We start from the raw sequence: 21,847 nt of genomic DNA on the forward strand, positions 1-21,847 counted from the left end.
ATGAGTGTAAAAAAAACCGGCTTGCAGGAAGTGAATCAAAATACATCCTGTCGCCATTCTGACAGTTTTCAGTATTCTTTAGCGGCATTGCCGTTACAGGCTAAACGGGTGTTATTTTTAATTCTGGCGCAGATTGAAAATCCGAAAGAAATTCCAGACGAAAATGAGTTAACATTTACCATCACCGCGCAGCAGTTCAGTAAAATTTGTAGTGTTGCTCTGAGTGGTTCTTATGAGTCACTGGATTCAGCCATCAGAACGTTATCCACCTCATTCATCTATGAGGATGTCAGTAAGGGTACATTACGCAGAACGTTGCAAACGAATATAACATCAAAAGTTATTTATCATTATGATGAAGGCTATTGTACTGTTAAGATAAATAAAGATGCCTATCCGTATTTTTTTGAATTATCAAAGTCATTCACAAAAAGCAACCTGTATGAAGTTGCAAGAATGCCAGATAAAACACTGATTAATTTTTATCAGGTTATCGCAAAAAGATATTCAAAATCAGATATAAATCACATTTATAAAAGTGAATTTGTTATTTCTATTGATGATTTTAAGGATGAAATGTGGCTTTTTTCAGTTGTCGGTAAAGAAAAAAAATATTCTTATCTGGAATTTAAAGAGCTTAATAGGCTTTTAAAAGGATTGTGTAAGGATTTACATAATCACACATCTTTTAAAAATGTAACGGTTTCAATAGCTGAAAAGCGTGGAAGAAAAGCCACGCATTTAAAAATAGCTTATCAACATGTATCTGATATTTATAAGCAGGAGCAGCGGGAACTGGATGCCGAAGAAAAACGCCTCGGAATCCGGTGATAAGTTCGTATCACAAATAATTGTGAGGAACAAACAACCCGAAGGGCGGGGCGCGAAGCGGGCAAGTTATGCGTAGGGTTTGGCATTTCGAGCGAACATAAAAAAAAGGCTTGTGCCTTTTTTTTATTTTTTCCTCATAACCTTAATCAAGGCTGATATTGAAGTTATCAATGCAGCCAGTGAAGTAATGATTTCTGGTAGTTTATTGATAATAAGTGAGGTCATAATGCACCTTTAATGAGAAAAAATGTCGAAGTGACAAAAGGAAGTGTTAAATTCTAAAAACACATGTCAAGAGCAGACGCGGAGCAACTCTTGATATGTGTTTTGAATTTTATAAATTCCTTGTCCACTTTGACTTTAACGAATTAAAGTAAATGGTGGTTTTAATGTCATTAATAAAGTAATGGATTACTTCACTGGCTGTATTGATCTTGTATGCCTGATTATGAATTGAGGAAGAAAAAAAGTCGTAAGCTCATTTTTGTGAGCGAGAAATCGTAGCGGAATGCACTATCGAACCCTGTAAGCCATTCTGAGGCGTTTTTTTGTTCAGTCACTCCATCAGTCATCTTTTCAGGAAAATGCACCAGAACGCGATTGGTGTACGAAAAAACGGTGGTGAGTGCCAGGCAAGCGAGTGAAATCAAATCTGTATGAAATTTAACCACACCTTGCCGTGTCAGTGGCGGTAATGGGTTTGGGGACTTTTCACCATCAGACAAACTGAGTTATCCACAACAAAAGTGGACAGTTTTACTGTGAAAGATCTCAGAGAAAATGATGTGGTCATAAAATTAATTCGCTTTTCCTTCCTTTTGTCTCCGACAGTCTGGCTTCCTCGTAGCTGGTAGCCCGTAAAAAACGGGTCTGGCAGGGTGGGGGATTGTCACGCCATACGGCGTAACGCTTTTTTTGTCCTCGCTGCGCTGCGGGGCTTCCGGCTCCGCCTCCCATGCCCTCCGGGCATATGATATTTTATCAAATGTTTTCAATGTGCTTTAGTGCTAAATTTTTATACAGAAATGTTTTGATTGAATGTACTTGCAGGAGTAAAATGTTTAAATGTTTATGGTCTTTTTTGTCTGCATGTTTTTTTATTTAAAACTAGGTGCTAAAAATGAATGAAGTGGGTTTATAGGAAAAAGGGGGTTGGATGAACATTGTTTCTGAGTTTTTAACGACTGTCATTGATCTAGTGCAGTCGGGCGCGGCATCGAATGCGGCAAAGATAGCAAATGCTATTTCTCCTGTTTTTTTTGCAGCAATCGCTGTTTATGTGATTTTTATCGGTTATGAGATCATCTACTCGCAGCGTGAAGTTGTTATGAGTGAAGTAACAAAAACCGTCATGGCTTTTACGGCTGTAGGGGCTTTTACCTATTCCGCCCCGTACTATGCGCAGTATGTTATTCCTTTTGTTATGAATGCCGGGCAGGATTTAGCAAATGCGGTGACGGGAAATTCTGATGTGGCAACCAGTGTTGATAACTTGTGGACGTCCTTATCATCAACAATGAACACATATCTTGATAATCAAATGTCATCTTTGGGGACTTTTGATTTTGGAGATATTATTTTGGCTTATACTATATGGGGTATAGGGTATATAGGTGGAGCTATTTTAATTTTTTATACAAGTGTTTTTTTGTCTGTTTCTTTGTTTATGGTCGGTATTTTATTATCTATAGGTATACTGTTTATATGTTTTTCGGTTTTCCCTACAACTAGGAGTATGTTTACTGCATGGTGTGGCAGTTGTTTGAATTATATTCTTTTAAATGTTTTTTACACCATTGCGTTTGGGTTTGTAATGGGTCTAATTCAGTCTCTTACTGTAACTAATCCTGAGTCAGTAACTATGAGTGCGGTTGTTACGTTGCTATTGGTTATTATTATTTCTGTTTTTTTAATCGAGCAAATAGGTACGTTGTGTTCCACCTTGACGGGGGGGGTTGGGATTAACGGACTCACATCATCTACAAATGGAATGATAGGGAAGGTCGGTGGGGGGGTTGCTGCTATGACAGGGATTCGGGCCGCTGGGAATGTGGCTAAAGGATTTATGGGGAAAATGGCAAGGTCTGGAGCTTCAAAAGCGTATTCTGGTATCAGGAATATGCGTAAAAATATTATTGGGGGTTGAAATGAAAAAGTTGAAATGTGCATCATTTATTTTACTGGCTTCTTTATCCGGTCAGGTTATGGCATCGGGTATTCCTACGGTAGATGTTGCTGCGATAGCTAAAACGGTGGAAGAAGGTCTGACGCGAGCTAAAGAGGCGGCAAGCCAACTTAGCCAGCTTAAAGAGCAGTATGAGCAATCTATGAAGTATGCCGAAGCACAAAAGCAGAGGCTGGAAGGGTTTACCGATTTTAGTGACGGTTTCGATAGCGCCTCAAGCTACATGAAAGATTCTTTATCCAGCATTACAGATGGTGCAAAATCTGATTTAAGTGGTTTGCGTGATAAATATGGACTTTCCAGTTCTGATAATACAACACAAGCACGATATGATGGTTTGTTGCAAAAAATTAAATTCTATGATGAATTTAATGACAGTATGCGTGAAAGGGCAAATAGAATTACTTCATTACAAAATGAGTTTTCCGGTGCTGATACCCCGCAGAAGAAAGCAGATCTGGCAAATCAGTTAAGCACGGAAAAAATGACGCTGGACATGCAGATAAAACAGTATGATATAGCAGAGCGCCAGATGGAAAGTGCCGAAAAAGCACGTCAGGAGCAAGCTGGGATTGATTTTAGAAAAAACGCACTACAATGAGGGTGTTATGAGAAAATTAGTGACTTTGATGTTTATGTGTTTTGCTTTAAGTGCATGTAATGAAAAGGTTTATGATGTTAGCTATTATAGTGAGCATCTTGATGAAGCGGCTAAGGTTATGGATCAATGTAAGGCTGGTACTGTGACAGATGATAATTGCAAAAATGCAACAGAAGCATTATCAAAAAAGAAAGGGGGGGATTTTAGGAAAAAGATGCTTCAGTAATTTACATTCTGTGTGGTTTTACATTTTATAAAAAAGGCGCATAAACATTTATGTGCCTTTTTTTTGTTCTTTTTGTTGTGGTGGGTGTAAACCATGTTTAAAATGAAAGTGTGGTTTTGTTTCTGGATTCCTTAAAGATTGTGTTATACAATCTTTAAGGTCATAAATGTTTACGGGTGGTGTATGAACTTATCAGCGGCTGTTTTAGCAACGTTACTTAGTCAGTGCGCACCTGATGTTTCTCCGGTGACGGCGATGGCGGTGATCCAGACTGAATCCGGCGGAAATCCTTATGTCGTTGCTAATGTTTCTGATGGTGTCAGTAAAGCCTTTGATGATGAAAAATTGGCTGTTGCTTATGTCAATGATTTAAGCCGTCATGGAAAAACCTATAGCGCAGGATTGATGCAGGTTTACAGTAAAAACTTTTCTGCCTATCAGGTCGATAACAGCACCATCTTTGATCCTTGTACCAACATTAAGGTGGGTGCAAAAATACTAACTGAAAACTATGAAAGCCAGAAAGGGGGTGATGTACAAACGAATCTTAGAAAATCATTGTCAATGTATTATTCTGGCAATGAAACTCGCGGATTTAAAAAAGAAAAACAATATGATAATACCAGTTATGTGGAGCGTGTAGAGAAAAAAGCCTATGCCGTTCCTGCTTTAAAACCCTCCGGCCTCAATGATGAAGCCGAAGATAACAGTAGCAGTAATGTAAAAAAAACAGATTCCCAGACGTGGGACGTTTTCGGAGATTTTAATTCATGAATAAGAATCATTTTAAACTTTTGGTTGTGTTGTTTATGGCAATGTTTGCGGGTCAGGCATTTGCGGGTGGTGGTCTGGATGCAGGTACAACGGCATTAACAACGATTAAAACATGGCTCTTTACGTTCACGGGTGTGGCCGCACTGGTCTACCTGCTCTATAACATTGTAATGGCCTATATGGAGCGTAAAAGCTGGGGTGATGTAGGTATGGCATTGGTTTACTGTACTCTGGCTGGCGGTGCTGTGGTTGGTGGTACGTGGGCACTGGATCTTTTCCAGTAAGCAGATTTGGCTGGCTCTGCCAGCCTTTTCTTTCCGGGGGTGCTATGAACGAAGATGTAAAAAATGTGTATGCCACTTATAACGGACTGAATCGCCCCGCTATGGTGATGGGGGTTCCGTTACTTCTTTTACTGGCTGTGGGTTTTCTGGCTGTTTTTGGTGGTTTTACAGCAATGTATTTTTGGGGGATTTCTGGTCTGCTGGTTCCTGCACTTTGTTTTCTCTTTCTTTTTATCATTCGCCTGATTTGTGAGAATGATCCGAATGCGTTGCGTGTCCTCAAATTAAGATTTAAAGGCATTATGTTGAAGGTTAAGCATCGTGATACGGTAATTGGTTTTTCATCGGTAAAAAGGTAAGTCCATGTACAGACAAAAACTTAAAAAAAGCGAAACGGAACCCGTTATTTCTGAATACCCTGATTATCGCTTTCATCTTTCAGAAAACATTATCTATACCGCAGATAAAAAAATGCTGGCGACGATTGTTATCGAAGGTATGCCATTTGAAAGCGAAAAGGATTCCACGCTTGAAAATGCGTTTACGGGCATTAAAGATTATCTGGTTGGCGTTGGGAAAGAGGGTGATACCTATCTCTGGACGCACCTTGTTAAAGAAAAAGTTTTTCTGGATGAAAACTATTCATTTGATAACGATTTTTTAAATCGGTTTTCATCACACTACCTTGCCATGTTCCGGGGCGGAAACTTCTTTAAATCCACCTGGTATCTGACGTTTGGCATTCCTTACACTAATGTTGATGATGGTATCGAACGACTGGATGATATTCTTCATCAGGCTATGACGGTACTCAAGCCGTTTAATGCCTCTCTGCTTGGCGTAGTTGATGGCTTTATCAGTGAGCCAGCGGATTACCTTTCTTTGTTGCTTAATAAGCAGCACGTAAAAATCCCCCTGTCAGTCAGTCCTTTATCTGAGTCTGTTTCGGATTCTGAGTGGTATTTTGGTAATGATGTGCTCGAACTGCGTAACAATGACTCTGACACCAAAAAATTTGCGACGAACTATGTTCTGAAAGATTTCCCGATGTTCACTGAAATGGGGCAGTGGGATTTTCTGTTAAAACTTCCTTATGAATTTATCATTACGCAGTCTTTTATCTTTGAGGCTCCAGCTAAAACACTGCGCAAAATTGACTCACAATTGAATAAACTCGGATCGGCGGGGGATGCGGCAGAATCACAACAGGAAGAATTGTTGCTCGGTCAGGACGTTGTTACCAGTGGCATAACTCTGTTCGGCTCTTATCACTGTGTGTTGACGGTGTTCGGGGATTCATCGCCAGAAGAAGCCCGAAAAAATGGGATAAAGGTTTCCAGTGAATTTATTACGGCGGGGAAAGGCTTTCGTTTTACCCGCGCCGCCAGCTACGGGGCTGAGGTCTTTTTCAGTCACCTGCCAATGAGCAAAAAAAGGCCACTTGATACCCGTCGAACAGTCACTAATCTGGCCTGTACGTTCTCACTACATAATTACTCCGGGGGAAAAAAATCCGGGAATCCTATTGGTGACGGTAGCGCAATTATGCCGTTAAAAACCGTGTCGGATGGTCTGTATTATTTCAATACGCATTACAGCGATCCACATAAAAATGTGACCGGGCAACGTATAGCGGGTCATGCCATGATTTTAGGCGCTACCGGGACGGGTAAAACCACATTTGAAGGGGCGGCAGCAGGATTCCTGCAACGTTTCGATCCCTATATGTTTGTTGTTGATTATAACCGTTCTACTGAGTTGTTTGTCAGGGCATACGGCGGCAGCTATTTTGCCTTGCAGGAAGGGATTCATACTGGCCTGAATCCGTGGCAACTGGCAGAAGATGAATCCTCGCCTGTCTGGGCGCGTTTACTGGCATTTCTTAAAGAACTGGCTAAGTCACTGGTGAGGGATAGCGCTGGCGTTCCATGCTCTGATAAACAGGCTATTGAGATGGATGAAGCGGTTGAAGGTATTATGCGTATGCCGCTTTCTGAGCGCCGTACTTCAACGCTTTTACAGATTGTGACTGATGGTGATTTGCGTATACGCCTTAACAAATGGTGTGAAAGTGGTGCGTATGCGTGGGCGGTAGATTCACCGGAAAACACTTTTAATCCGATGGATTATAAAAAGGTTGGGTTTGATACCACTGTCATTCTGGAAAAAATTAACGGGAATGTTCACCCTGCATGTGAGCCTGTTCTGGGGATTTTGTTCTTTTATAAAAGTCTCATGCAGCGTGAGGGTAAACTCATGTTATCCATCATTGAAGAATTTTGGATGCCATGTAACTTCCCGTTAACGCAGGATATGATTAAGGGCGCGTTAAAGGCGGGGCGTTTAAAAGGTGAAATGATGTGGCTAACCAGTCAGTCACCGGAAGATGCGATTAATTGCGCCATTTTCGCGGCGCTGGTTCAACAAACGGCGACAAAAATATTTTTACCTAACCCGGATGCAGAGTGGGAAGGGTATAAAAAAATGGGGCTGACTGAAAAAGAATTTAAACGGCTTAAAGCATTGACAAAAGAATCACGCACGATGTTAATCAAACAATCCGGGTCGTCTGCATTTGCAAAAATGGATCTCTACGGTTTTGATGATTTTCTGCCAGTTATTTCAGGCACAACCGAAGGGATTGCATTGTGTGAGAAAATCCGTCATGAGCTTGGCACGGATAACCCGGATGTGTGGATTCCAGAATTTACTAAACAGATTAATGCGCATTGAGGTTAAACAAATGAAAAAAATCGCGTTTATCGCCATTGTCATGATGCTGGCTGCCTGTAGTGCAAAAGCGCCTGAACCTAAACAGGCTAAAGGCGACTGGTACGATCTTAATACAACATCACAAGCTATCAAGGCGGGTACTTACTAATGAAAAAATATTTTTCCAGAACAAAAAAAGAAGCCGCTAAAAAGATGATTGAAGTAAAGAAGGAAAATCAACCTTTTTATGATGCGGTTAAGCAGTTTGAAAAAAATGAAATTGCAACGGTGCAGAGCAAGGCAAAGCTGTTAACTCGCTTGTGTGTTGCTGAATTTGTTGTCATTGGTCTGCTTGGTGCAGGGATCGCAGCACTTGCCCCGTTAAAAACGGCTGTGCCGTATGTTATCCGGGTGGATAATTCCACGGGGTATACAGACGTTGTACCACAAATAAACAATGCAAAAGAAAGTTATCAGGAAGTTGAGACGAAATATTTTCTTTCGCAGTTTGTCATTAATTATGAATCTTATGAGTGGCAGACTATTCAGCAAATGATGGACACGGTTAAAGTCATGTCAGCAAGCAAGGTGTTCAGTCAGTATAATACGGCTATTCGTGCAGACAGTTCGCCGCTGAACGTCCTGAAAGATAATTATAAAATGCGCGTGAAAATTAAGTCAGTCACTATGTTAAAACCTGATGTGGCGCAAGTTCGTTTTTCAAAAATGATTCTTGATTCTTCCGGTAAGCCAGCGCCTGAATATCGAATGACAGACTGGATTGCGACGATTGCATTTGATTTCAATAAAAAAATCGAAACGGAAGAACAGCGATTAATTAATCCACTTGGTTTTCAGGCGCTGAGTTATCGCGTTGATCCAGAGGCGATGAAATAATGAAAAAAACTATCCTCCTTTGTGCTGTCATGTCGGCATTTAATGCCGGGTATGCTAATGCGGCAACGTATGGCGCGGGTTCGCAGTTTGATGCCCGTATACAGAGCGTTATGTTTAATGAAAGTGATGTGGTAAACGTCAGAGTACAAAAAGGCACTGTTTCAGTCGTGCAGGTGGGGAATGATGAAACGATTAAAGATGTTGGTCTTGGTGATCCGGCAGCGTGGAAAGTGTCAGTAAGGGATCATAGCGTGTTTTTCCGTCCAGTGGTTGAAGATAACCCAAATACAAACGTCACTATTGTAACGGATAAACGAACCTATCCCCTGTATCTTACATCGGTAAATAAAAACCCAACATTTGTACTGCGTTATAGTTATCCGAAACCTCCGGCGGCTAATCCCCTTATTGCGGCGAAACGTATACCGTGTACGGATGGTGGTGTTATAAATGGTCATTATCAGTTGAAAGGTGATAAATCCATTTATCCATATCAAATATGGGATGATGGAACCTTTACCTGTATGCGATGGAAAAGCCAGCAGGAAATGCCCGTTGTTTACCGGGTTGATGCTGATGGTAATGAGCACCTTGTTAACGGTGATCCAAATAAAAACACAATGGTATATTTTGAAGTCAATAACACATTCCGGTTACGTCTTGGTGATCAGGTAGCTGATGTGCGCACTTCTTCCATTGTGAATAAAGGGTGGAACGAAAAGGCTACAACTGACGGAAAAGTAAGAACGGAGAAGTTTAATTATGAGCAATAATGATGTTAAAAATAATGATGCGGGTAATCGCGGCATGATTGAAGTTAAGGGGAAAAAAAGCCCTAAAAAACTTCTCATTCTGATAGCGTTAGCTGTTCTTGCTCTGTTCATTGCTGTTCTGGTTGCTAAAATTCTACCGGGTAAAGAGGTTAAGCAAACTGGCATGGAGCCTAAAAATGAAGCTCTGGTTAATAATTCTGTCGAAAGCGATCAGATTACTGGCTTCATGAAAAACATTAAAGACAAAGAGGAGCGTGACAGAAAAGAACGCGAAGCCCGTGAAGTCCGTGAAAAAGAGGCAAAAGCAAAAGCAGAAAGAGAACAAGCCGGGGGGAATGAAAACGCTGGGGCGGTGAATGCTGTTACTGCGGGTTCTGGTAGTACCCGTTCTGTAGAACAGGGGGGGGATGATAAAGACAAACCTTTACCTAAATCTCTGCGCCAGCTTACAGGTGATACGATGGTTGCTATGGATAACGGAAAACAGCAAGATTCCGCCCCGGAAAAAGATGCTCTACAGGGGGGAAGTTATGCTGATGGTTCCGTTTCTCCTGTAATGAAGCGCCGTTATCTTCTGTCAGCGGGTACATCGCTTTCCTGTGTGTTGAAAACCAAAATTGTTACGTCTTATCCGGGTGTTACCCTGTGTCAGTTAACCAAAGATGTTTACTCGGATAACGGTGAAACACTGTTAGCGCGTAAAGGGGCAATGCTGCAAGGTGAGCAAAATAAAGTCATGACGCAGGGTGTGGCACGAGTATTTGTTATCTGGACGAATTTGAAAGATGGCAACATCAATGCTCGTATTGATGCGCTGGGAACGGACAGCCTCGGTGCGTCAGGCTTGCCAGCATGGGTTGATTCACATTTCTGGGAGCGTTTCGGCGGGGCGCTTATGCTGTCTCTGGTTGGGGATGGTCTTGATATTCTGAAAAGCTCTACCCAAAGTAGCGGCAGTAACAGCAATGTTACCTACGATAATACGTCTGATGCCACAAAAGAAATGGCTAAAACCACGCTGGAAAATACCATTAATATTCCTCCTACCGCATACATCAATCAGGGTACGGTGTTATCTGTCATTGTGCCGCGCAACATTGATTTTTCTTCTGTTTATGAGGTCAGGTAATGAGCAGTAATAAAGGGGCTGCGGCACGTACTTATCTGAAAATGGCAGGGATTCAGGATATTCTTGACCGTGATGATGTGACGGAAATTTGTGTTAATCAGCCAGGGCGTATCTGGTATGAAGGGCGTGAAGGGTGGTCGTTTATTGAAACACCGGATGCCAGCTTTAAAAACCTGATGACACTGGCAAAAACATTATCGAATTTTAGTGAACTGGCGATCCCCCTCGACGAGGGGAATCCGGTATGTTCGGTAATTTTACCTAACGGGGAAAGGGGGCAGATTATCATCCCCCCGGCTACGGAAAACGGGTGTGTGGTGATTTCTATCCGTAAACCGTCACTGACGCGCTTTACTCTGGATGATTATATTAATTCAGGGCGATTTGATAACGTGAGAATTGCCTCTAAACATATAGCTGAAATGACTGAGCGCCAGAAGTTTTTATATGAACTTTCACGGGGTAATGCGAAAAGTATCGGGCAGTTTTTGCGTGAGGCCGTTAAAGACAGGCTGAATTTTTTGATTGTCGGGGGAACCGGTTCCGGGAAAACAACAGTCGGTAAGGCGATTGCCGATCTGTTTCCGCCTGAGCGCCGTTATGCAACCATTGAAGATGTTCATGAAATGACGTTGCCGAATCATCCAAATCATATGCACCTTTTTTATAAAAAAGGCACGATTGAGGCAAAAACGATTATTGAGGCGTGTATGCGTCTAAAACCCGATCACATCTTTCTGGCAGAGCTGCGCGGGGATGAAGCGTGGAGCTATCTGGAGGCACTGAATACAGGGCATGAGGGATCTATCAGTACCATCCACGCGAATAACACCTATGCGTCATTCTCGCGGCTTGCCAGTATCGTAAAACAATCGGCAGTTGGCATGACCGTGGATATGGATTTGATTATGAAAACGATTAAAACGTCAATTGACGTGATTTTGTTCTTTAATCATACCCATTTGACGGAAATTTATTATGAACCGGAAGACAAAAATAAACTGTTAAGTCAACTTTAAGGTGTAAGCACTATGGAAAATGTAATTTTTAATAATGTAAATGACCTGATCTATTTCGCTGACGGTCTTTTCTATGATGAAGAAGATTTTTGGAATGAGTCTAGCCGTTATCTTTTTATCGGTATAGGGTGCTCTATCTTAGATTCTATGGAAGATAATGATGATGTTAAATTGACACCTGAAATTATTTGTCAATGTTTATCTGCGGATAACGCCATCTCTGTTGCTACAATTTTAGAAACAAAAAATCTTCCTGAACAGGTGCGTTATTTTTTAACTGGATTTATGGTTAATAGTGAAAAGGTACAAGCTTCTGTAAGTGCGGTATTGTTTGAAAAACTTGGTGGGCGATGGCCTCAAGAAAGTGGGTGTGCGCGTTCATTTGAACAGGTTAAAGGTAAAGGTAAAGGCGTTGGTATTATTATACCGGATGTCGTTTCCTATCCTGATTCAATGGTAAGGTAAACTATGTGAAAAATTTTTATAAAATTTTTTAAATTATCAGTCAGCCTGATTCTGTCAGGCTGGTTTCATTATGGGGGTTTTGATGAATAAGAAAGCAGGTATGGTAATATTTTTGCTGGTTCTGCTGGTTATCTGTCTGATTGCAGGTAACTATCTTGGTGGATATGCAGCCTTAAAATATTCTGATGCGGATATGGGATTATTGCAGTTTGGTACGTTCCGGGAAGTGGTAACGCAGTTGTCAGGCCAGCCAGAATATAAAAAACTGATTGCTGTTACATGGGTGGGTTTTGCGGTTCCGGTGCTTGTTTTTGTTGGCTTTGTTATTGTGGTTATTGTTGGGCTGATGCCGAAAAAAGTCATTTATGGTGATGCGCGTTTAGCTACCGATATGGATTTATCAAAATCCACCTTTTTCCCTTCCCCGGACGTGGTGAATAAGGCCATTGAAACTGGCGAAAAGCCTTTCTGTTTTCCTCCGATCCTGATAGGGAAGATGTTTAAAGGCCGCTATAAAAATCAGTATATCTATTTTTATGGTCAGCAGTTTTTAATCCTTTATGCGCCGACTCGTTCCGGTAAAGGGGTGTCGATTGTTATTCCTAACTGCGTTAATTACCCGGATTCAATGGTGGTACTGGATATTAAGCTGGAAAACTGGTTTATGTCTGCCGGGTATCGCACCACGCAGTTAAAACAGGAATGTTATCTCTTTGCCCCGGCGGGGTATGCCGATAATCAGGCCGAAGCACTGAAAGGAAACATTAAATCACACCGCTGGAACCCGCTTGATTGCGTGGGTCGTAGTGACTTACAACGTGAGTCTGACCTGGATAAAGTGGCCTCGATTCTGATGCCAGCAGAGGGCAGCGATCCGTTCTGGTCTGATGCTGCTAAAGGGTTGTTTATGGGGCTGGGGTTGTACCTGCTCGATAAAGAACGATTTCAGTTACAGAATGCGAGTCATGACGATCCGAATCTGAGTGTAAAACCGGTACTGTTTTCTCTTGCGGCTATTCTGAAATTATCCGTTCCTGATAGCGGGAAAGATTTGGCCTCATGGATGGGCGCGGCAATTGAAAAAGAGAATTTTATCAGTGATAAAACAAAGTTTTATTTCAGAAGTTTTATGGCTGCACCAGATAAAACTCGCGGTTCAATTCTGACGAACTTTTCAAGTTATCTGAAAATCTTCAATAACCCTGTGACGGCAGAAGCTACAAACAGCAGTGATTTTGATATTCGTGATGTGCGTAAAAAAAGAATGTCTATCTTTCTTGGCTTAACACCGGATGCGTTAGTTACACATGGAAAGCTGGTTAACCTGTTTTTCTCTATGCTGGTTAATGAAAATACCCGTGAATTACCTGAGCAAAACCCGGATTTAAAATATCAATGCCTTATTCTGTGTGATGAATTTACCTCTATGGGTAAATCTGAGATTATTGAAAAATCTGTAGGCTTTACGGCGGGGTATAACCTGCGCTGGATGTTTATCCTACAGAATGAGGGGCAGTTACAAAAACAAGATATGTACGGTAAGGAAGGGGCTGAAACGTTTGTCGAAAACTCTGCGGTCGTGCTTTATTATCCACCAAAAGCCAAAAATGAACTAACCAAAAAAATATCAGAAGAAATTGGCGTAAGGGATATGACAGTGATTAAAAAATCCGATTCCAGAAGTGGTGGGAAGGGTGGTTCATCTCGTACCCGTAATCATGAAATCGTTGAGCGCCCTGTATTGTTGCCGGAAGAAATCAACGCCCTGCGCGATGTGAAAAACAAGGCTAAAAACATCGCAGTACGTGAAATCATCATGAGTGAGTTTACACGTCCATTTGTGGCTAACAAAATCATCTGGTTTGAAGAAGAAGAATTTAAAAAACGTGTCGATATTGCTAAAAACAATACGGTTGAAATCCCGGTACTGTTTACAGATGAAAAAATAAAAAACGCGATTAGAGAACAGGCGAAACTCTACGGCAAGGAAATGATGGGTAACATCATGACCACGCCGGAGCTTGAGATACACGATAACACTGATATGTCGGAGTAAGTAAAATGCGGTCACTAAATGATTATATGTTTAGCGAAAGCGTGGAAATGCAGTTGCTGAAAAAGGAGAGTGATTATCGTTTTTCTGACTGTGATTTTTATACCATTCGTGACCGAAAAGCCATCGTTCAGCTTGTTAAATGGCTTGAAAAACATAAAAGCAACATTACCATGCGGTCATGTGCCGGGGAGTTGTGTTTTACTATTGAGGCGGCTTTTTTTCATGAAAAAGCTGTCTTTTCTCATGAGATTTTGGGTTTAATCAGTTTTTCATTATCATATGATGATAAAATTCATCTTATTTTTAAAAGTCCATACACGACAAATGAGGAGTGCTTATGTTAAAAAAAAATATTTTACTGGCGGTAACGTTGTGTGCCTTTGGTTTTGCTTCTTTACCTGCCAGTGCTGCCGATGCCTGTGAATCAGTGCTATGCCTTTACGGTAAAGCAACGGGCAATAGTGGTGGCGGTGAGTGTAAAAGCGCTGAAAAAGCCTTTTTTAACATCGTTAAAAAGAAAAAAGGTTCTATCCGTTGGGATAAAACATTTGATGCCAGAAAATCATTTTTGAATCAATGTTCATCGGCAGATCCGGCTGCTATCTCAAAAATCATGAGTAAGTTCGGAAAGGTTAAAGGTTAACAATATATCCCCCCCCCGCAAATTTATATGATTGTGGGGAGGGTATTGTAAAATGGAGTTAGAATGAAAGTATTAAGTGTCTTTTCCCTTATTGTTACAATGTTATAAAGGTGGAATTAATGTTTCACCTTTAATATTAAATTTTCAGGAGGAAAAGGGATGAAAAAAACGAAAAGTGATTTTAACTGGAGTGAGTTATTTCTATGGTTGCAGAGATTAAGTCTGTAAAAGGTGGGAATAAGTTGTGAGGCTGGTGAAATATATAATGCTTATCGCTGTTATTTTTTCCGGTTCGCTGTGTGCAGCAGAAATCCAGGGGAAAGTTATCCGTGTGCTCGATGGTGACACCATCGAAGTATTGCAGGATAAAAAGCCCGTCAGGATTCGGCTGGCGAATATCGATGCGCCGGAAAAGAAACAGGCTTTCGGGCGTTGGTCAACGAATCAACTTAAAGGTCTGGTTGCGGCACAGCCCGTTACAGTGGCGTACACGCAGACAGACCGCTACGGACGGATTATCGGGCGCGTGTTCACGACGAACGGCACTGAGGCCAGCCGATTCATGGTGCAATCTGGCGCTGCATGGGTGTATGAGCGCTACAACGCAGATAAGGCATTACCAGCTCTACAACGGGAAGCACAGACGCAGAAACGCGGCCTGTGGGCTGACAGTCAACCAGTGCCGCCGTGGGAATGGCGTCATAGCAAATAAAGAGGAATGAAACGATGATGAGTGAATCCGATAAAGTACGTTTCAATAACCGTATATGTGTTGGTAACTTGCTTGTAAGTGCAGATGTTTATGTTACACCAAACATGACAGAAAGTGCGGCAGAGGTAGAGTTAACGGTTCCTGAGGATGATTATCAAAAGACAATGGATTTGTATGATCGTATTTGCCAGTTTGCTTTGCTTCATGGTGAAGATTTGCAAGGGTTATTCCAGACGGACAGATATTACTATATGTCTTGTTTCGTGCGTGATATTGAATCATTTAAGAAAGAATTTGAAAACGAGGAGGAGTTAAGAACTTTATTCAATCATGATAAGGGTGAAACGGCTGAGTTTCTTATCAGCTTCCCAGAAAAGGCTAACTATGATGATAAGGAACCAGTTAAAAAATCCTTTCTGGAAATTACACAAAAGCATGTCGATTCATTAGATGAACTTACATGGGGGGATTTTGAACACAGAGCATTCACTGGCGCAACGGTAGGTTTTGGCATCAATCCCCACACAATGGAACGCATTAATTTTGATGATGAGCGTGACAAAATAACAAAACTATCTCGTAAGGATTTCGTAGCGTCTAATCTCACTGATTCTTTCGAAGATGATTTTTATGTCAATCCATTGTTTAACAAAGCAGAAAAAATTGGTGAGATTGACGGTTATTCCGTCTATTTCAATTCAAGAGGGTTTTATTTTTACTGGAACAAACAAACCGAATACCTGCTTGAAAGCTGGTTGACATTCCCTGCTTATCCGTATGGCTGGTAAAGGAGCAAATAATGAAAGTGAGTTCAATAAAAACGGTTTATGATTTTATGCGTTACTGCCGTATGCCGCTCTGGTTTCAGCGTTCTATCAGGGATATGAAAGTCGGTGATACTTTCATTCTTGGAAAATATACGCAACCTGTTTCCCACGACTGTGATTCGTTTTGTGTACCTCCGCGCTATTCAGCTCGTCTGGATGGTAGCGAGGCTTGCTTCGTTGCGGAGGCGTGGATAGAAAAAGAACGCGGGATATATTCTTTTTACGCTACATGGACATTCCCGACAAAACCAGAACGTGCGCATGTTATGACCTTTGGGGAATTTAGAATCCGCAAAGGCGGAATTATAGAGTTCGATAGTAAAAACGTTGAACCTGACGATAAAAATCATGCGGTAAAAAATTTCGCGCTTGTATCTCGTTATCTCTCCCATATGCTCAACTGCATGTCTGATGAAGATAAAAAAGTTTATTTTAAGAATAACAGTTTTCCTTTATTCAATGGCGTATGGCTGGATAGTGATTTTAATGAAAGGAGACAGCGTGCGGTAGAAGTGGATGGGAAAATTAAACTGGTATGGATTAATTACAAAGATTACATGCCAACGCATCAACTTTCCGCAATTGTTGAAGCTGCCTTTGCTACTGGCGCACTACAACTGGAGGATTAATCATGAAATACATACAAGATGAATTTAAATCTAAAAACAAAAAGCCTTTTTACCATAATATGACAACTATCATTATAGGAACGACGGTTGTCGATTACAGAACGATGGAGGTTGATACCCATCCGTTCCCCGAACACAACAATGTTGACATTCTTTCTATTTCAGGGGAAGGAATAGTTTTCTCTGGTGAAAAATATGACGATGGTCGTCGTTGCCAGTCAGGGGTTATTGAATCTCATTATGGTACAGCAGATTGGCAGCTTATCCTTTCAACTTATAAAAAATGGCTGGCTGATAAAGGTAAAACCTTTTCTTATTTATTTGTTTTGCTGGGTGGCGAACTGGTTCACCACGAAATTAATGCGTCAGAATTAATTTAAGGATTATATATGAGACTCTTTATCGCAGAAAAACCATCATTAGCGAAGGCCATTTTTGAAGGACTTGGCGGCAATCCATCAACCGAAAAGAAAAACGGGTACTTTGAGCATGGAAATGATGTGGTAACGTGGTGCTTTGGGCATATGCTGGCAATTTATGATCCAGAAGATTATGACGCTGAGAAGTACGGGAAGTGGTCATTATCTACGCTACCGATCCCTTCAATGCTGCCTCCAAAATACAAAACAAAACCTGAGTCAGTTGCACAAACAAATATAATAATTTCCCTTATAAAACAAAGTGATACAGTTGTTAACTGCGGTGATGTCGATGAAGAAGGTACATTACTTGTTAATGAATTGTTAGATTTTTCTGGCTGCTCTAAACCTGTTTTGCGGTTGCTCGTTACGGATTTAAACCTTGCGCCAGTCAAAAAAGCGTTAGCTAACCTCCAGCCAAACGAGAAATTCAGGGGAATGTCAAACAGTGCTCTGGCACGTTCAATACTTGATCAGGGCTTCGGCTATAACCTGACGCGCGTTTCTACTCTGAAAGGTCGTGAAAAGGGCTATCAGGGAACGTTAAACGTGGGGCGCGTACAAAGTGCCGTGTTAGGTCTGGTGAATCAACGAACGCTTGCCAACCAGAACCACGCTGAAAGTTTTTACTATGATGTTGAAGCGTCCATTTCTGTTAATGGTCAGAATGTAAAAGCAAAATACCAGACTACAGAAGCCGATCAGATTGATGAAAAAAAACGTCTGATTTCGGAAGCGCAGGCAAAGCATATTGCTGAACGGGTCGAAAATAAATCTGCTACCGTCACCATTGCCACAACAAAACCAGAAAATACTAAACCTCCATTACCGCTTAACCTGTCAACTCTGCAACAGATTTGTGCTAAACGTTTTGGCTATAAAGCAAAAGAAACACTGGATATTATGCAGGGGCTTTATGAAACGCATAAGTTACTGACTTATCCCCGCAGTGATAACCGTTATCTGTCAGACGAACATTATTATCAGGCCAAAGATATTGCCACCGCTATCAGTGCAACCATGCCGGAACTGGCAACTGCTGCCGGAGATATGGATTTATCACAAAAGCATAAAGCCTTTGATGCGTCAAAAATTGAAGCACACCATGCTATTGTACCCACGACAAAAAGCGGCGCAGGGATTAACCTGACCGAAAAAGAAAAAAACGTATATCGGATTGTATCCAGCTATTTCATCGGGCTTTTCTGGCCTGATGCCATTCGGAACAAAACGAAAATCCATTTTGATATTCAGGGCGATACCTTTACCGCAACACAAAGTATCCTTTTACAAAAAGGATGGGAAGCACTAGGGAAAGATGATGATAATGAAGAACTGACAGACGAAAAAACCCAGGGTGATTTTGATTTATCCACACTGAAATTTAATACCTCGGGGCTGTGTGAATCCGGGGCAGTCGGTAAAAAACCTGCATTACCGCCGAAATATTTTACGGAATCAACCTTGCTCGCGGCAATGACTCGCGCCGCCAAATTCATCGAAGATCCAGAACTGCGTAAGGCACTGGAAGCCAAAGATGAAGGAAGCACTGACCGGGGAAGCATCGGAACGGAAGCAACACGCGCCGGAATACTGGAAAAACTGGCGAACAATACCGGGCTGATTTCCATCGAGAAAGAAAAAGGCTATTCAGAGCTGGTATGGAAAACGACAAAACAGGGGCAGGAATTTTGCGCGGCGTTACCTGATGAAATAACGAAACCTGATATTTCTGCAATATGGGCTGAAAAACAGGCGCTGATCAAAGAAGGTAAACTCACCGTTGAGGCATTTATAAAAGAAACTGACGGGTATATCGCGGCGATAACCGAACAAATTAAATCACAAGGGCTGAATATCACGTCAAACGGCACACCATGCCCCGTGTGCGGAAAAGGGACGTTGCGCCGGATTAAGGGAAAAAACGGCTTCTTCTGGTCTTGCTCGTGCTATCCTGAGTGTAAGACAACGTACTCGGATCAGAACGGGAAGCCCGTTACGGATAAACAGCCGGGGGCAGCAGCAAAAACCAGACTTGATGCCCCTTGTCCTGCATGTGGCAAAGAAATAGCCATCACACAACACGGCTTCTATTGCACGGGATGCGGGTTTAAGATAAACGGGCTTGTATGTGGTAAAAAAATCACTCAAAATCAGGCAGAAACATTACTCACAAAAGGGAAAACGCCTGTTATTAAAGGGTTTAAATCCAAAGCTGGGAATCCGTTTAATGCGTCTTTAGTCCTCAAGGATAAAGCGACAGTTACGTTTGAATATGAAAATAAAGGTAAATAAATGTCAGAAGAATATGAAGCAATAAAACGCATTTTAAGTAACATTCGTTCGCTGCGTGTGTTTGCACGTGAGTGTGATTTTGAATGGCTGGAAGAAGTAGCGGAAAAATTCAGGGTTGTGGTTGAAGAACGCCGGGAAGATCACAATCAGGAATTGAAACAGCTTGAAGAACAGGAAAGCAAAAAACAGGAAGCGATTGCGATGCTCGCTAAAATGGGCTTTACCCTGGGCGATCTCGTTCAGAGTGGAACACAGCCAGCCGCTAAGGTCAGGAAAACGAAATCACAGCGCGAGCCTAAATACATCTATACAGATGAAAGTGGCGAAGAAAAAACATGGGCTGGCGTTGGGCGCACACCAAAAGCAATTCAGACCGCGCTGGAGTCCGGGCGTAAACTCGAAGAGTTTTTGATCAACAAAGACTGATACAAAAGGGATATTTATGAGCGCATTAAAAAAATCATTTCTGGCTATCATTTTTAGTATGACTATTGCCGCCCCTGCTGTTTCAATGGCAGCCGCGCAGCCTGTAGTTGATGTCGATTCTCTCAATGAATTAAAGCAGATACGCGCGGTTCTGGAGCGGAATAACGTTAAAACGTACACCTGCATGGATGGTGACAAGCAATATACCGCCGGGCTATTCGCTACAATTAACGGGGCTGATTATCGTTGTACGGTGAAGGGTGATCATGCTGAGTGGGACATGATTCCACGAACGTTTAAGTAACTGAAAATCAGGCCGCGCAAGCGGCCTTTTTCGCTAATATGCATAAGAACCCGTTTGTGCTGATTGGCCTTTATAATAAGACTTTAGGTATTTTTAACAAAGAAAGATATAAGGAAAAGTAATGGATTTGTTGACTATGCTTGTCGTTTTTCTTGTGTTTGTCCTGATTTCTCTGGTGTTCCTGATATTAAGGCAACCAGATTTGACTGATGGAGGTGATAAAAAGAAAACCATTGCAAATAAACAATTAAGTGCGGTCGTAAAAAGTGATTTTTCCAGATCAAGCCTGATGAATGCCAGCGAATCAATACTATACAAAGCTATCTGTGATCATATTAATGATAAGGCATTTCCTGTTTTGATTTTTCCGCAAGTCTCTTTAGGTGAAGTCTTAAAGTCAAAAGACAGAACGGCGTTCTTCTCTGTTAACAGCAAGCGCGTTGATTTTGTTGTGACTGATTTAAACTATATGCCTGTCGCTGTTATTGAATATCAGGGAAGTGGTCACTATAAAGGAAATGCAAAGGTCAGGGATGAAATAAAAAAAATTGCCTGTGAAAAAGCCGGGATTAAGTACCTTCCCGTGCAGGAAAAGTATACGCTGCGGGATATTGATGCTGTGTTACTTGCTTCTGTGGGTTGTTAGTCTTTTATGATTCTAAGTTTTCCTAATGAAAAAACTTAACGTTCCGGGCGACGTGTCCGGGCAGATCCCCGCGCACTGGTCGCCAGCGGCGCTGGCCTGTTCCCGGCTCCGGGTTAATTCGCCAGGCACTTAGACATAACAGTTATTCTGTCCAGTTGCTAATTGAATGTGTTTCACTTACTATTTATGAATTATAGTTCACATGAGAAACATATGTACAAACCAACAAAAGAAGAGTTTAAAGCTGAAATGAAGCGAAAGGGCTGGTCACGTCCGGCGCTCGCTGCGCGTTGGGGGAAGTCAGAAACCTGGATTAGCAAGATTGCCGGGAACCAGGATAGGGATCAGCACTGGAATGATGCTTTAGCCGGACTACCTGTTTATTGTAAACTATAGTTCATAATAAACCTTGCGAAAATATGAACTATAGTTCATAATTTGATTGAGCAAACAGAATGCTGCAAAAGTAAAGCGAAATATAAGTGAGGTTAAAATGATTGGGTTCCTTTTAGGGTTTTTGATATTAGCGTTGATCTTTTTAGGGTTGTTCTTGATTCCTTATCAAAGAATTGGAACTTGGCTAAGTAGATTTATTCATTTGAGAAGTCTTTTGGGTGGGATTCTTCTAATCGTATTTGGTTTAGTTGCTAAGGCTCTAGCCGGAGAGGAAACTAGCGCTCCAGCTACTAATGAAATGGGGGCGATAATGCATTCTTATTCTACTGCGTACTGGCAGTTAGCTTTAGTTCTTGGTTGTATATTTATAATTGCATCCATATTCATAAATCGATTTATTAAAGAAGAAGACTAGCGTAGAAGCAATTAGGAACAGGCCGCGAAAGCGGCCTTTTTTATGCCCCTCGTTTAATTCTCCGCGCCGTTAGACATACAGGTCATTCTGTCCAGTCCCCTTCCCTCATTACAATAGTTACAACATACATCGTGATGATCGCCATATCTGGTGCAGATCTGCGGCCTCTGCGCCCATATTCTG

The 21,847-nt window shown here is 41.6% G+C and carries 28 protein-coding genes; 27 read left to right on the forward strand and 1 reads right to left on the reverse strand.

Annotated elements, in window-relative coordinates:
- A complete protein-coding gene (locus Electrica_RS28085) occupies positions 1 to 831 on the forward strand; it encodes a replication initiation protein (protein ID WP_097464514.1) in 831 nt (276 codons plus the stop codon).
- A 446-nt stretch (positions 832 to 1,277) separates the two neighbouring features.
- Here the strand turns inward: Electrica_RS28085 and Electrica_RS28090 are convergent, their stop codons facing one another.
- Positions 1,278 to 1,556, reverse strand: a complete 279-nt coding sequence (locus Electrica_RS28090; protein ID WP_142255990.1) for a hypothetical protein — start codon at positions 1,554 to 1,556, stop codon at positions 1,278 to 1,280.
- A gap of 431 nt (positions 1,557 to 1,987) precedes the next feature.
- Here Electrica_RS28090 and Electrica_RS28095 point away from each other — a divergent pair, with 431 nt between their 5' ends.
- The 26 genes from Electrica_RS28095 to Electrica_RS28220 all read left to right on the forward strand — a co-directional run bounded on the left by Electrica_RS28095 (position 1,988) and on the right by Electrica_RS28220 (position 21,664).
- Complete coding sequence (locus Electrica_RS28095) at positions 1,988 to 2,977, forward strand: type IV secretion system protein (protein ID WP_142255991.1); 990 nt, start codon at positions 1,988 to 1,990, stop codon at positions 2,975 to 2,977.
- Between the two features lies 1 nt (position 2,978).
- Positions 2,979 to 3,617 (forward strand): type IV secretion system protein, encoded by a 639-nt coding sequence (locus tag Electrica_RS28100; protein WP_142255992.1) that lies wholly within the window; start codon positions 2,979 to 2,981, stop codon positions 3,615 to 3,617.
- 7 nt (positions 3,618 to 3,624) lie between these two features.
- Positions 3,625 to 3,843: an EexN family lipoprotein gene (locus Electrica_RS28105; protein ID WP_142255993.1), complete on the forward strand. Its 219-nt coding sequence runs from the start codon at positions 3,625 to 3,627 to the stop codon at positions 3,841 to 3,843.
- Positions 3,844 to 4,026: 183 nt separating this feature from the next.
- A complete protein-coding gene (locus Electrica_RS28110) occupies positions 4,027 to 4,617 on the forward strand; it encodes a lytic transglycosylase domain-containing protein (protein WP_142255994.1) in 591 nt (196 codons plus the stop codon).
- The gene (locus tag Electrica_RS28610) at positions 4,614 to 4,901 is read left to right on the forward strand and encodes a conjugal transfer protein (protein ID WP_167686295.1); all 288 of its coding nucleotides are present in this window, start codon (positions 4,614 to 4,616) and stop codon (positions 4,899 to 4,901) included. Before Electrica_RS28110 ends, Electrica_RS28610 begins: the two co-directional genes overlap by 4 nt.
- Positions 4,902 to 4,945: 44 nt before the next feature.
- On the forward strand, positions 4,946 to 5,260 hold the full coding sequence (locus Electrica_RS28120) for a VirB3 family type IV secretion system protein (protein WP_142255995.1): 315 nt from the start codon (positions 4,946 to 4,948) through the stop codon (positions 5,258 to 5,260).
- A gap of 4 nt (positions 5,261 to 5,264) precedes the next feature.
- Entirely contained in the window at positions 5,265 to 7,634 is a 2,370-nt protein-coding gene (locus tag Electrica_RS28125) for a VirB4 family type IV secretion/conjugal transfer ATPase (RefSeq protein WP_142255996.1), read from the forward strand.
- Positions 7,635 to 7,644: 10 nt separating this feature from the next.
- Positions 7,645 to 7,782 (forward strand): traF protein, encoded by a 138-nt coding sequence (locus tag Electrica_RS28130; protein ID WP_142255997.1) that lies wholly within the window; start codon positions 7,645 to 7,647, stop codon positions 7,780 to 7,782.
- The gene (locus Electrica_RS28135; RefSeq protein WP_142255998.1) at positions 7,782 to 8,510 is read left to right on the forward strand and encodes a virB8 family protein; all 729 of its coding nucleotides are present in this window, start codon (positions 7,782 to 7,784) and stop codon (positions 8,508 to 8,510) included. Before Electrica_RS28130 ends, Electrica_RS28135 begins: the two co-directional genes overlap by 1 nt.
- Positions 8,510 to 9,283, forward strand: a complete 774-nt coding sequence (locus Electrica_RS28140) for a TrbG/VirB9 family P-type conjugative transfer protein (RefSeq protein WP_142255999.1) — start codon at positions 8,510 to 8,512, stop codon at positions 9,281 to 9,283. The genes Electrica_RS28135 and Electrica_RS28140 overlap by 1 nt, the downstream gene beginning before the upstream one ends.
- Positions 9,273 to 10,412 (forward strand): TrbI/VirB10 family protein, encoded by a 1,140-nt coding sequence (locus tag Electrica_RS28145; RefSeq protein ID WP_142256000.1) that lies wholly within the window; start codon positions 9,273 to 9,275, stop codon positions 10,410 to 10,412. The genes Electrica_RS28140 and Electrica_RS28145 overlap by 11 nt, the downstream gene beginning before the upstream one ends.
- Positions 10,412 to 11,431 carry a P-type DNA transfer ATPase VirB11 gene (gene virB11 / locus Electrica_RS28150; RefSeq protein ID WP_228267453.1) on the forward strand — a complete coding sequence of 340 codons (1,020 nt, stop codon included), beginning with the start codon at positions 10,412 to 10,414 and terminating at the stop codon, positions 11,429 to 11,431. Before Electrica_RS28145 ends, virB11 begins: the two co-directional genes overlap by 1 nt.
- Before the next feature lie 12 nt (positions 11,432 to 11,443).
- Positions 11,444 to 11,896 (forward strand): hypothetical protein, encoded by a 453-nt coding sequence (locus Electrica_RS28155; RefSeq protein WP_142256001.1) that lies wholly within the window; start codon positions 11,444 to 11,446, stop codon positions 11,894 to 11,896.
- Between the two features lie 82 nt (positions 11,897 to 11,978).
- A complete protein-coding gene (locus Electrica_RS28160; protein WP_142256002.1) occupies positions 11,979 to 13,952 on the forward strand; it encodes a type IV secretory system conjugative DNA transfer family protein in 1,974 nt (657 codons plus the stop codon).
- Between the two features lie 26 nt (positions 13,953 to 13,978).
- Positions 13,979 to 14,296 carry a hypothetical protein gene (locus Electrica_RS28165; protein WP_142256003.1) on the forward strand — a complete coding sequence of 106 codons (318 nt, stop codon included), beginning with the start codon at positions 13,979 to 13,981 and terminating at the stop codon, positions 14,294 to 14,296.
- The gene (locus Electrica_RS28170) at positions 14,290 to 14,595 is read left to right on the forward strand and encodes a TrbM/KikA/MpfK family conjugal transfer protein (protein ID WP_142256004.1); all 306 of its coding nucleotides are present in this window, start codon (positions 14,290 to 14,292) and stop codon (positions 14,593 to 14,595) included. Before Electrica_RS28165 ends, Electrica_RS28170 begins: the two co-directional genes overlap by 7 nt.
- A gap of 265 nt (positions 14,596 to 14,860) precedes the next feature.
- Complete coding sequence (locus Electrica_RS28175; RefSeq protein ID WP_142256005.1) at positions 14,861 to 15,307, forward strand: thermonuclease family protein; 447 nt, start codon at positions 14,861 to 14,863, stop codon at positions 15,305 to 15,307.
- A gap of 14 nt (positions 15,308 to 15,321) precedes the next feature.
- Positions 15,322 to 16,095 carry a hypothetical protein gene (locus Electrica_RS28180; RefSeq protein WP_142256006.1) on the forward strand — a complete coding sequence of 258 codons (774 nt, stop codon included), beginning with the start codon at positions 15,322 to 15,324 and terminating at the stop codon, positions 16,093 to 16,095.
- Between the two features lie 11 nt (positions 16,096 to 16,106).
- Entirely contained in the window at positions 16,107 to 16,763 is a 657-nt protein-coding gene (locus tag Electrica_RS28185; protein ID WP_181578745.1) for a hypothetical protein, read from the forward strand.
- Between the two features lie 2 nt (positions 16,764 to 16,765).
- Positions 16,766 to 17,143 (forward strand): hypothetical protein, encoded by a 378-nt coding sequence (locus tag Electrica_RS28190; RefSeq protein ID WP_227654683.1) that lies wholly within the window; start codon positions 16,766 to 16,768, stop codon positions 17,141 to 17,143.
- Between the two features lie 9 nt (positions 17,144 to 17,152).
- Positions 17,153 to 19,477, forward strand: a complete 2,325-nt coding sequence (locus Electrica_RS28195; protein ID WP_142256007.1) for a type IA DNA topoisomerase — start codon at positions 17,153 to 17,155, stop codon at positions 19,475 to 19,477.
- Entirely contained in the window at positions 19,478 to 19,903 is a 426-nt protein-coding gene (locus tag Electrica_RS28200) for an H-NS family histone-like protein (protein WP_142256008.1), read from the forward strand. It abuts the gene before it with no gap.
- Positions 19,904 to 19,919: 16 nt separating this feature from the next.
- Positions 19,920 to 20,207 carry a hypothetical protein gene (locus Electrica_RS28205; protein ID WP_142256009.1) on the forward strand — a complete coding sequence of 96 codons (288 nt, stop codon included), beginning with the start codon at positions 19,920 to 19,922 and terminating at the stop codon, positions 20,205 to 20,207.
- 121 nt (positions 20,208 to 20,328) lie between these two features.
- Positions 20,329 to 20,853 (forward strand): DUF2726 domain-containing protein, encoded by a 525-nt coding sequence (locus Electrica_RS28210; protein WP_142256010.1) that lies wholly within the window; start codon positions 20,329 to 20,331, stop codon positions 20,851 to 20,853.
- Positions 20,854 to 21,066: 213 nt separating this feature from the next.
- Complete coding sequence (locus tag Electrica_RS28215; protein WP_142256011.1) at positions 21,067 to 21,249, forward strand: helix-turn-helix domain-containing protein; 183 nt, start codon at positions 21,067 to 21,069, stop codon at positions 21,247 to 21,249.
- 97 nt (positions 21,250 to 21,346) lie between these two features.
- Positions 21,347 to 21,664, forward strand: a complete 318-nt coding sequence (locus Electrica_RS28220; protein WP_142256012.1) for a hypothetical protein — start codon at positions 21,347 to 21,349, stop codon at positions 21,662 to 21,664.
- Positions 21,665 to 21,847 lie beyond the last annotated feature (183 nt).

The organism is Klebsiella electrica, assembly GCF_006711645.1.
GTDB classification, from domain to species: Bacteria; Pseudomonadota; Gammaproteobacteria; order Enterobacterales; family Enterobacteriaceae; genus Klebsiella; species Klebsiella electrica.

What these genes read in the sequence shown, in the direction of transcription:
- Electrica_RS28095 (WP_142255991.1), top strand. Translation starts at nt 1,988, where the DNA reads ATGAACATTGTTTCTGAGTTTTTAACGACTGTCATTGATCTAGTGCAG.
- Electrica_RS28160 (WP_142256002.1), top strand. Translation starts at nt 11,979, where the DNA reads ATGAATAAGAAAGCAGGTATGGTAATATTTTTGCTGGTTCTGCTGGTT.
- Electrica_RS28170 (WP_142256004.1), top strand. Translation starts at nt 14,290, where the DNA reads ATGTTAAAAAAAAATATTTTACTGGCGGTAACGTTGTGTGCCTTTGGT.
- Electrica_RS28130 (WP_142255997.1), top strand. Translation starts at nt 7,645, where the DNA reads ATGAAAAAAATCGCGTTTATCGCCATTGTCATGATGCTGGCTGCCTGT.
- Electrica_RS28215 (WP_142256011.1), top strand. Translation starts at nt 21,067, where the DNA reads ATGTACAAACCAACAAAAGAAGAGTTTAAAGCTGAAATGAAGCGAAAG.
- Electrica_RS28120 (WP_142255995.1), top strand. Translation starts at nt 4,946, where the DNA reads ATGAACGAAGATGTAAAAAATGTGTATGCCACTTATAACGGACTGAAT.
- Electrica_RS28185 (WP_181578745.1), top strand. Translation starts at nt 16,107, where the DNA reads ATGAAAGTGAGTTCAATAAAAACGGTTTATGATTTTATGCGTTACTGC.
- Electrica_RS28180 (WP_142256006.1), top strand. Translation starts at nt 15,322, where the DNA reads ATGATGAGTGAATCCGATAAAGTACGTTTCAATAACCGTATATGTGTT.
- virB11 (WP_228267453.1), top strand. Translation starts at nt 10,412, where the DNA reads ATGAGCAGTAATAAAGGGGCTGCGGCACGTACTTATCTGAAAATGGCA.
- Electrica_RS28205 (WP_142256009.1), top strand. Translation starts at nt 19,920, where the DNA reads ATGAGCGCATTAAAAAAATCATTTCTGGCTATCATTTTTAGTATGACT.
- Electrica_RS28195 (WP_142256007.1), top strand. Translation starts at nt 17,153, where the DNA reads ATGAGACTCTTTATCGCAGAAAAACCATCATTAGCGAAGGCCATTTTT.
- Electrica_RS28125 (WP_142255996.1), top strand. Translation starts at nt 5,265, where the DNA reads ATGTACAGACAAAAACTTAAAAAAAGCGAAACGGAACCCGTTATTTCT.
- Electrica_RS28175 (WP_142256005.1), top strand. Translation starts at nt 14,861, where the DNA reads ATGCTTATCGCTGTTATTTTTTCCGGTTCGCTGTGTGCAGCAGAAATC.
- Electrica_RS28135 (WP_142255998.1), top strand. Translation starts at nt 7,782, where the DNA reads ATGAAAAAATATTTTTCCAGAACAAAAAAAGAAGCCGCTAAAAAGATG.
- Electrica_RS28100 (WP_142255992.1), top strand. Translation starts at nt 2,979, where the DNA reads ATGAAAAAGTTGAAATGTGCATCATTTATTTTACTGGCTTCTTTATCC.
- Electrica_RS28190 (WP_227654683.1), top strand. Translation starts at nt 16,766, where the DNA reads ATGAAATACATACAAGATGAATTTAAATCTAAAAACAAAAAGCCTTTT.
- Electrica_RS28210 (WP_142256010.1), top strand. Translation starts at nt 20,329, where the DNA reads ATGGATTTGTTGACTATGCTTGTCGTTTTTCTTGTGTTTGTCCTGATT.
- Electrica_RS28165 (WP_142256003.1), top strand. Translation starts at nt 13,979, where the DNA reads ATGTTTAGCGAAAGCGTGGAAATGCAGTTGCTGAAAAAGGAGAGTGAT.
- Electrica_RS28110 (WP_142255994.1), top strand. Translation starts at nt 4,027, where the DNA reads ATGAACTTATCAGCGGCTGTTTTAGCAACGTTACTTAGTCAGTGCGCA.
- Electrica_RS28610 (WP_167686295.1), top strand. Translation starts at nt 4,614, where the DNA reads ATGAATAAGAATCATTTTAAACTTTTGGTTGTGTTGTTTATGGCAATG.
- Electrica_RS28140 (WP_142255999.1), top strand. Translation starts at nt 8,510, where the DNA reads ATGAAAAAAACTATCCTCCTTTGTGCTGTCATGTCGGCATTTAATGCC.
- Electrica_RS28155 (WP_142256001.1), top strand. Translation starts at nt 11,444, where the DNA reads ATGGAAAATGTAATTTTTAATAATGTAAATGACCTGATCTATTTCGCT.
- Electrica_RS28200 (WP_142256008.1), top strand. Translation starts at nt 19,478, where the DNA reads ATGTCAGAAGAATATGAAGCAATAAAACGCATTTTAAGTAACATTCGT.
- Electrica_RS28085 (WP_097464514.1), top strand. Translation starts at nt 1, where the DNA reads ATGAGTGTAAAAAAAACCGGCTTGCAGGAAGTGAATCAAAATACATCC.
- Electrica_RS28220 (WP_142256012.1), top strand. Translation starts at nt 21,347, where the DNA reads ATGATTGGGTTCCTTTTAGGGTTTTTGATATTAGCGTTGATCTTTTTA.
- Electrica_RS28145 (WP_142256000.1), top strand. Translation starts at nt 9,273, where the DNA reads ATGAGCAATAATGATGTTAAAAATAATGATGCGGGTAATCGCGGCATG.
- Electrica_RS28105 (WP_142255993.1), top strand. Translation starts at nt 3,625, where the DNA reads ATGAGAAAATTAGTGACTTTGATGTTTATGTGTTTTGCTTTAAGTGCA.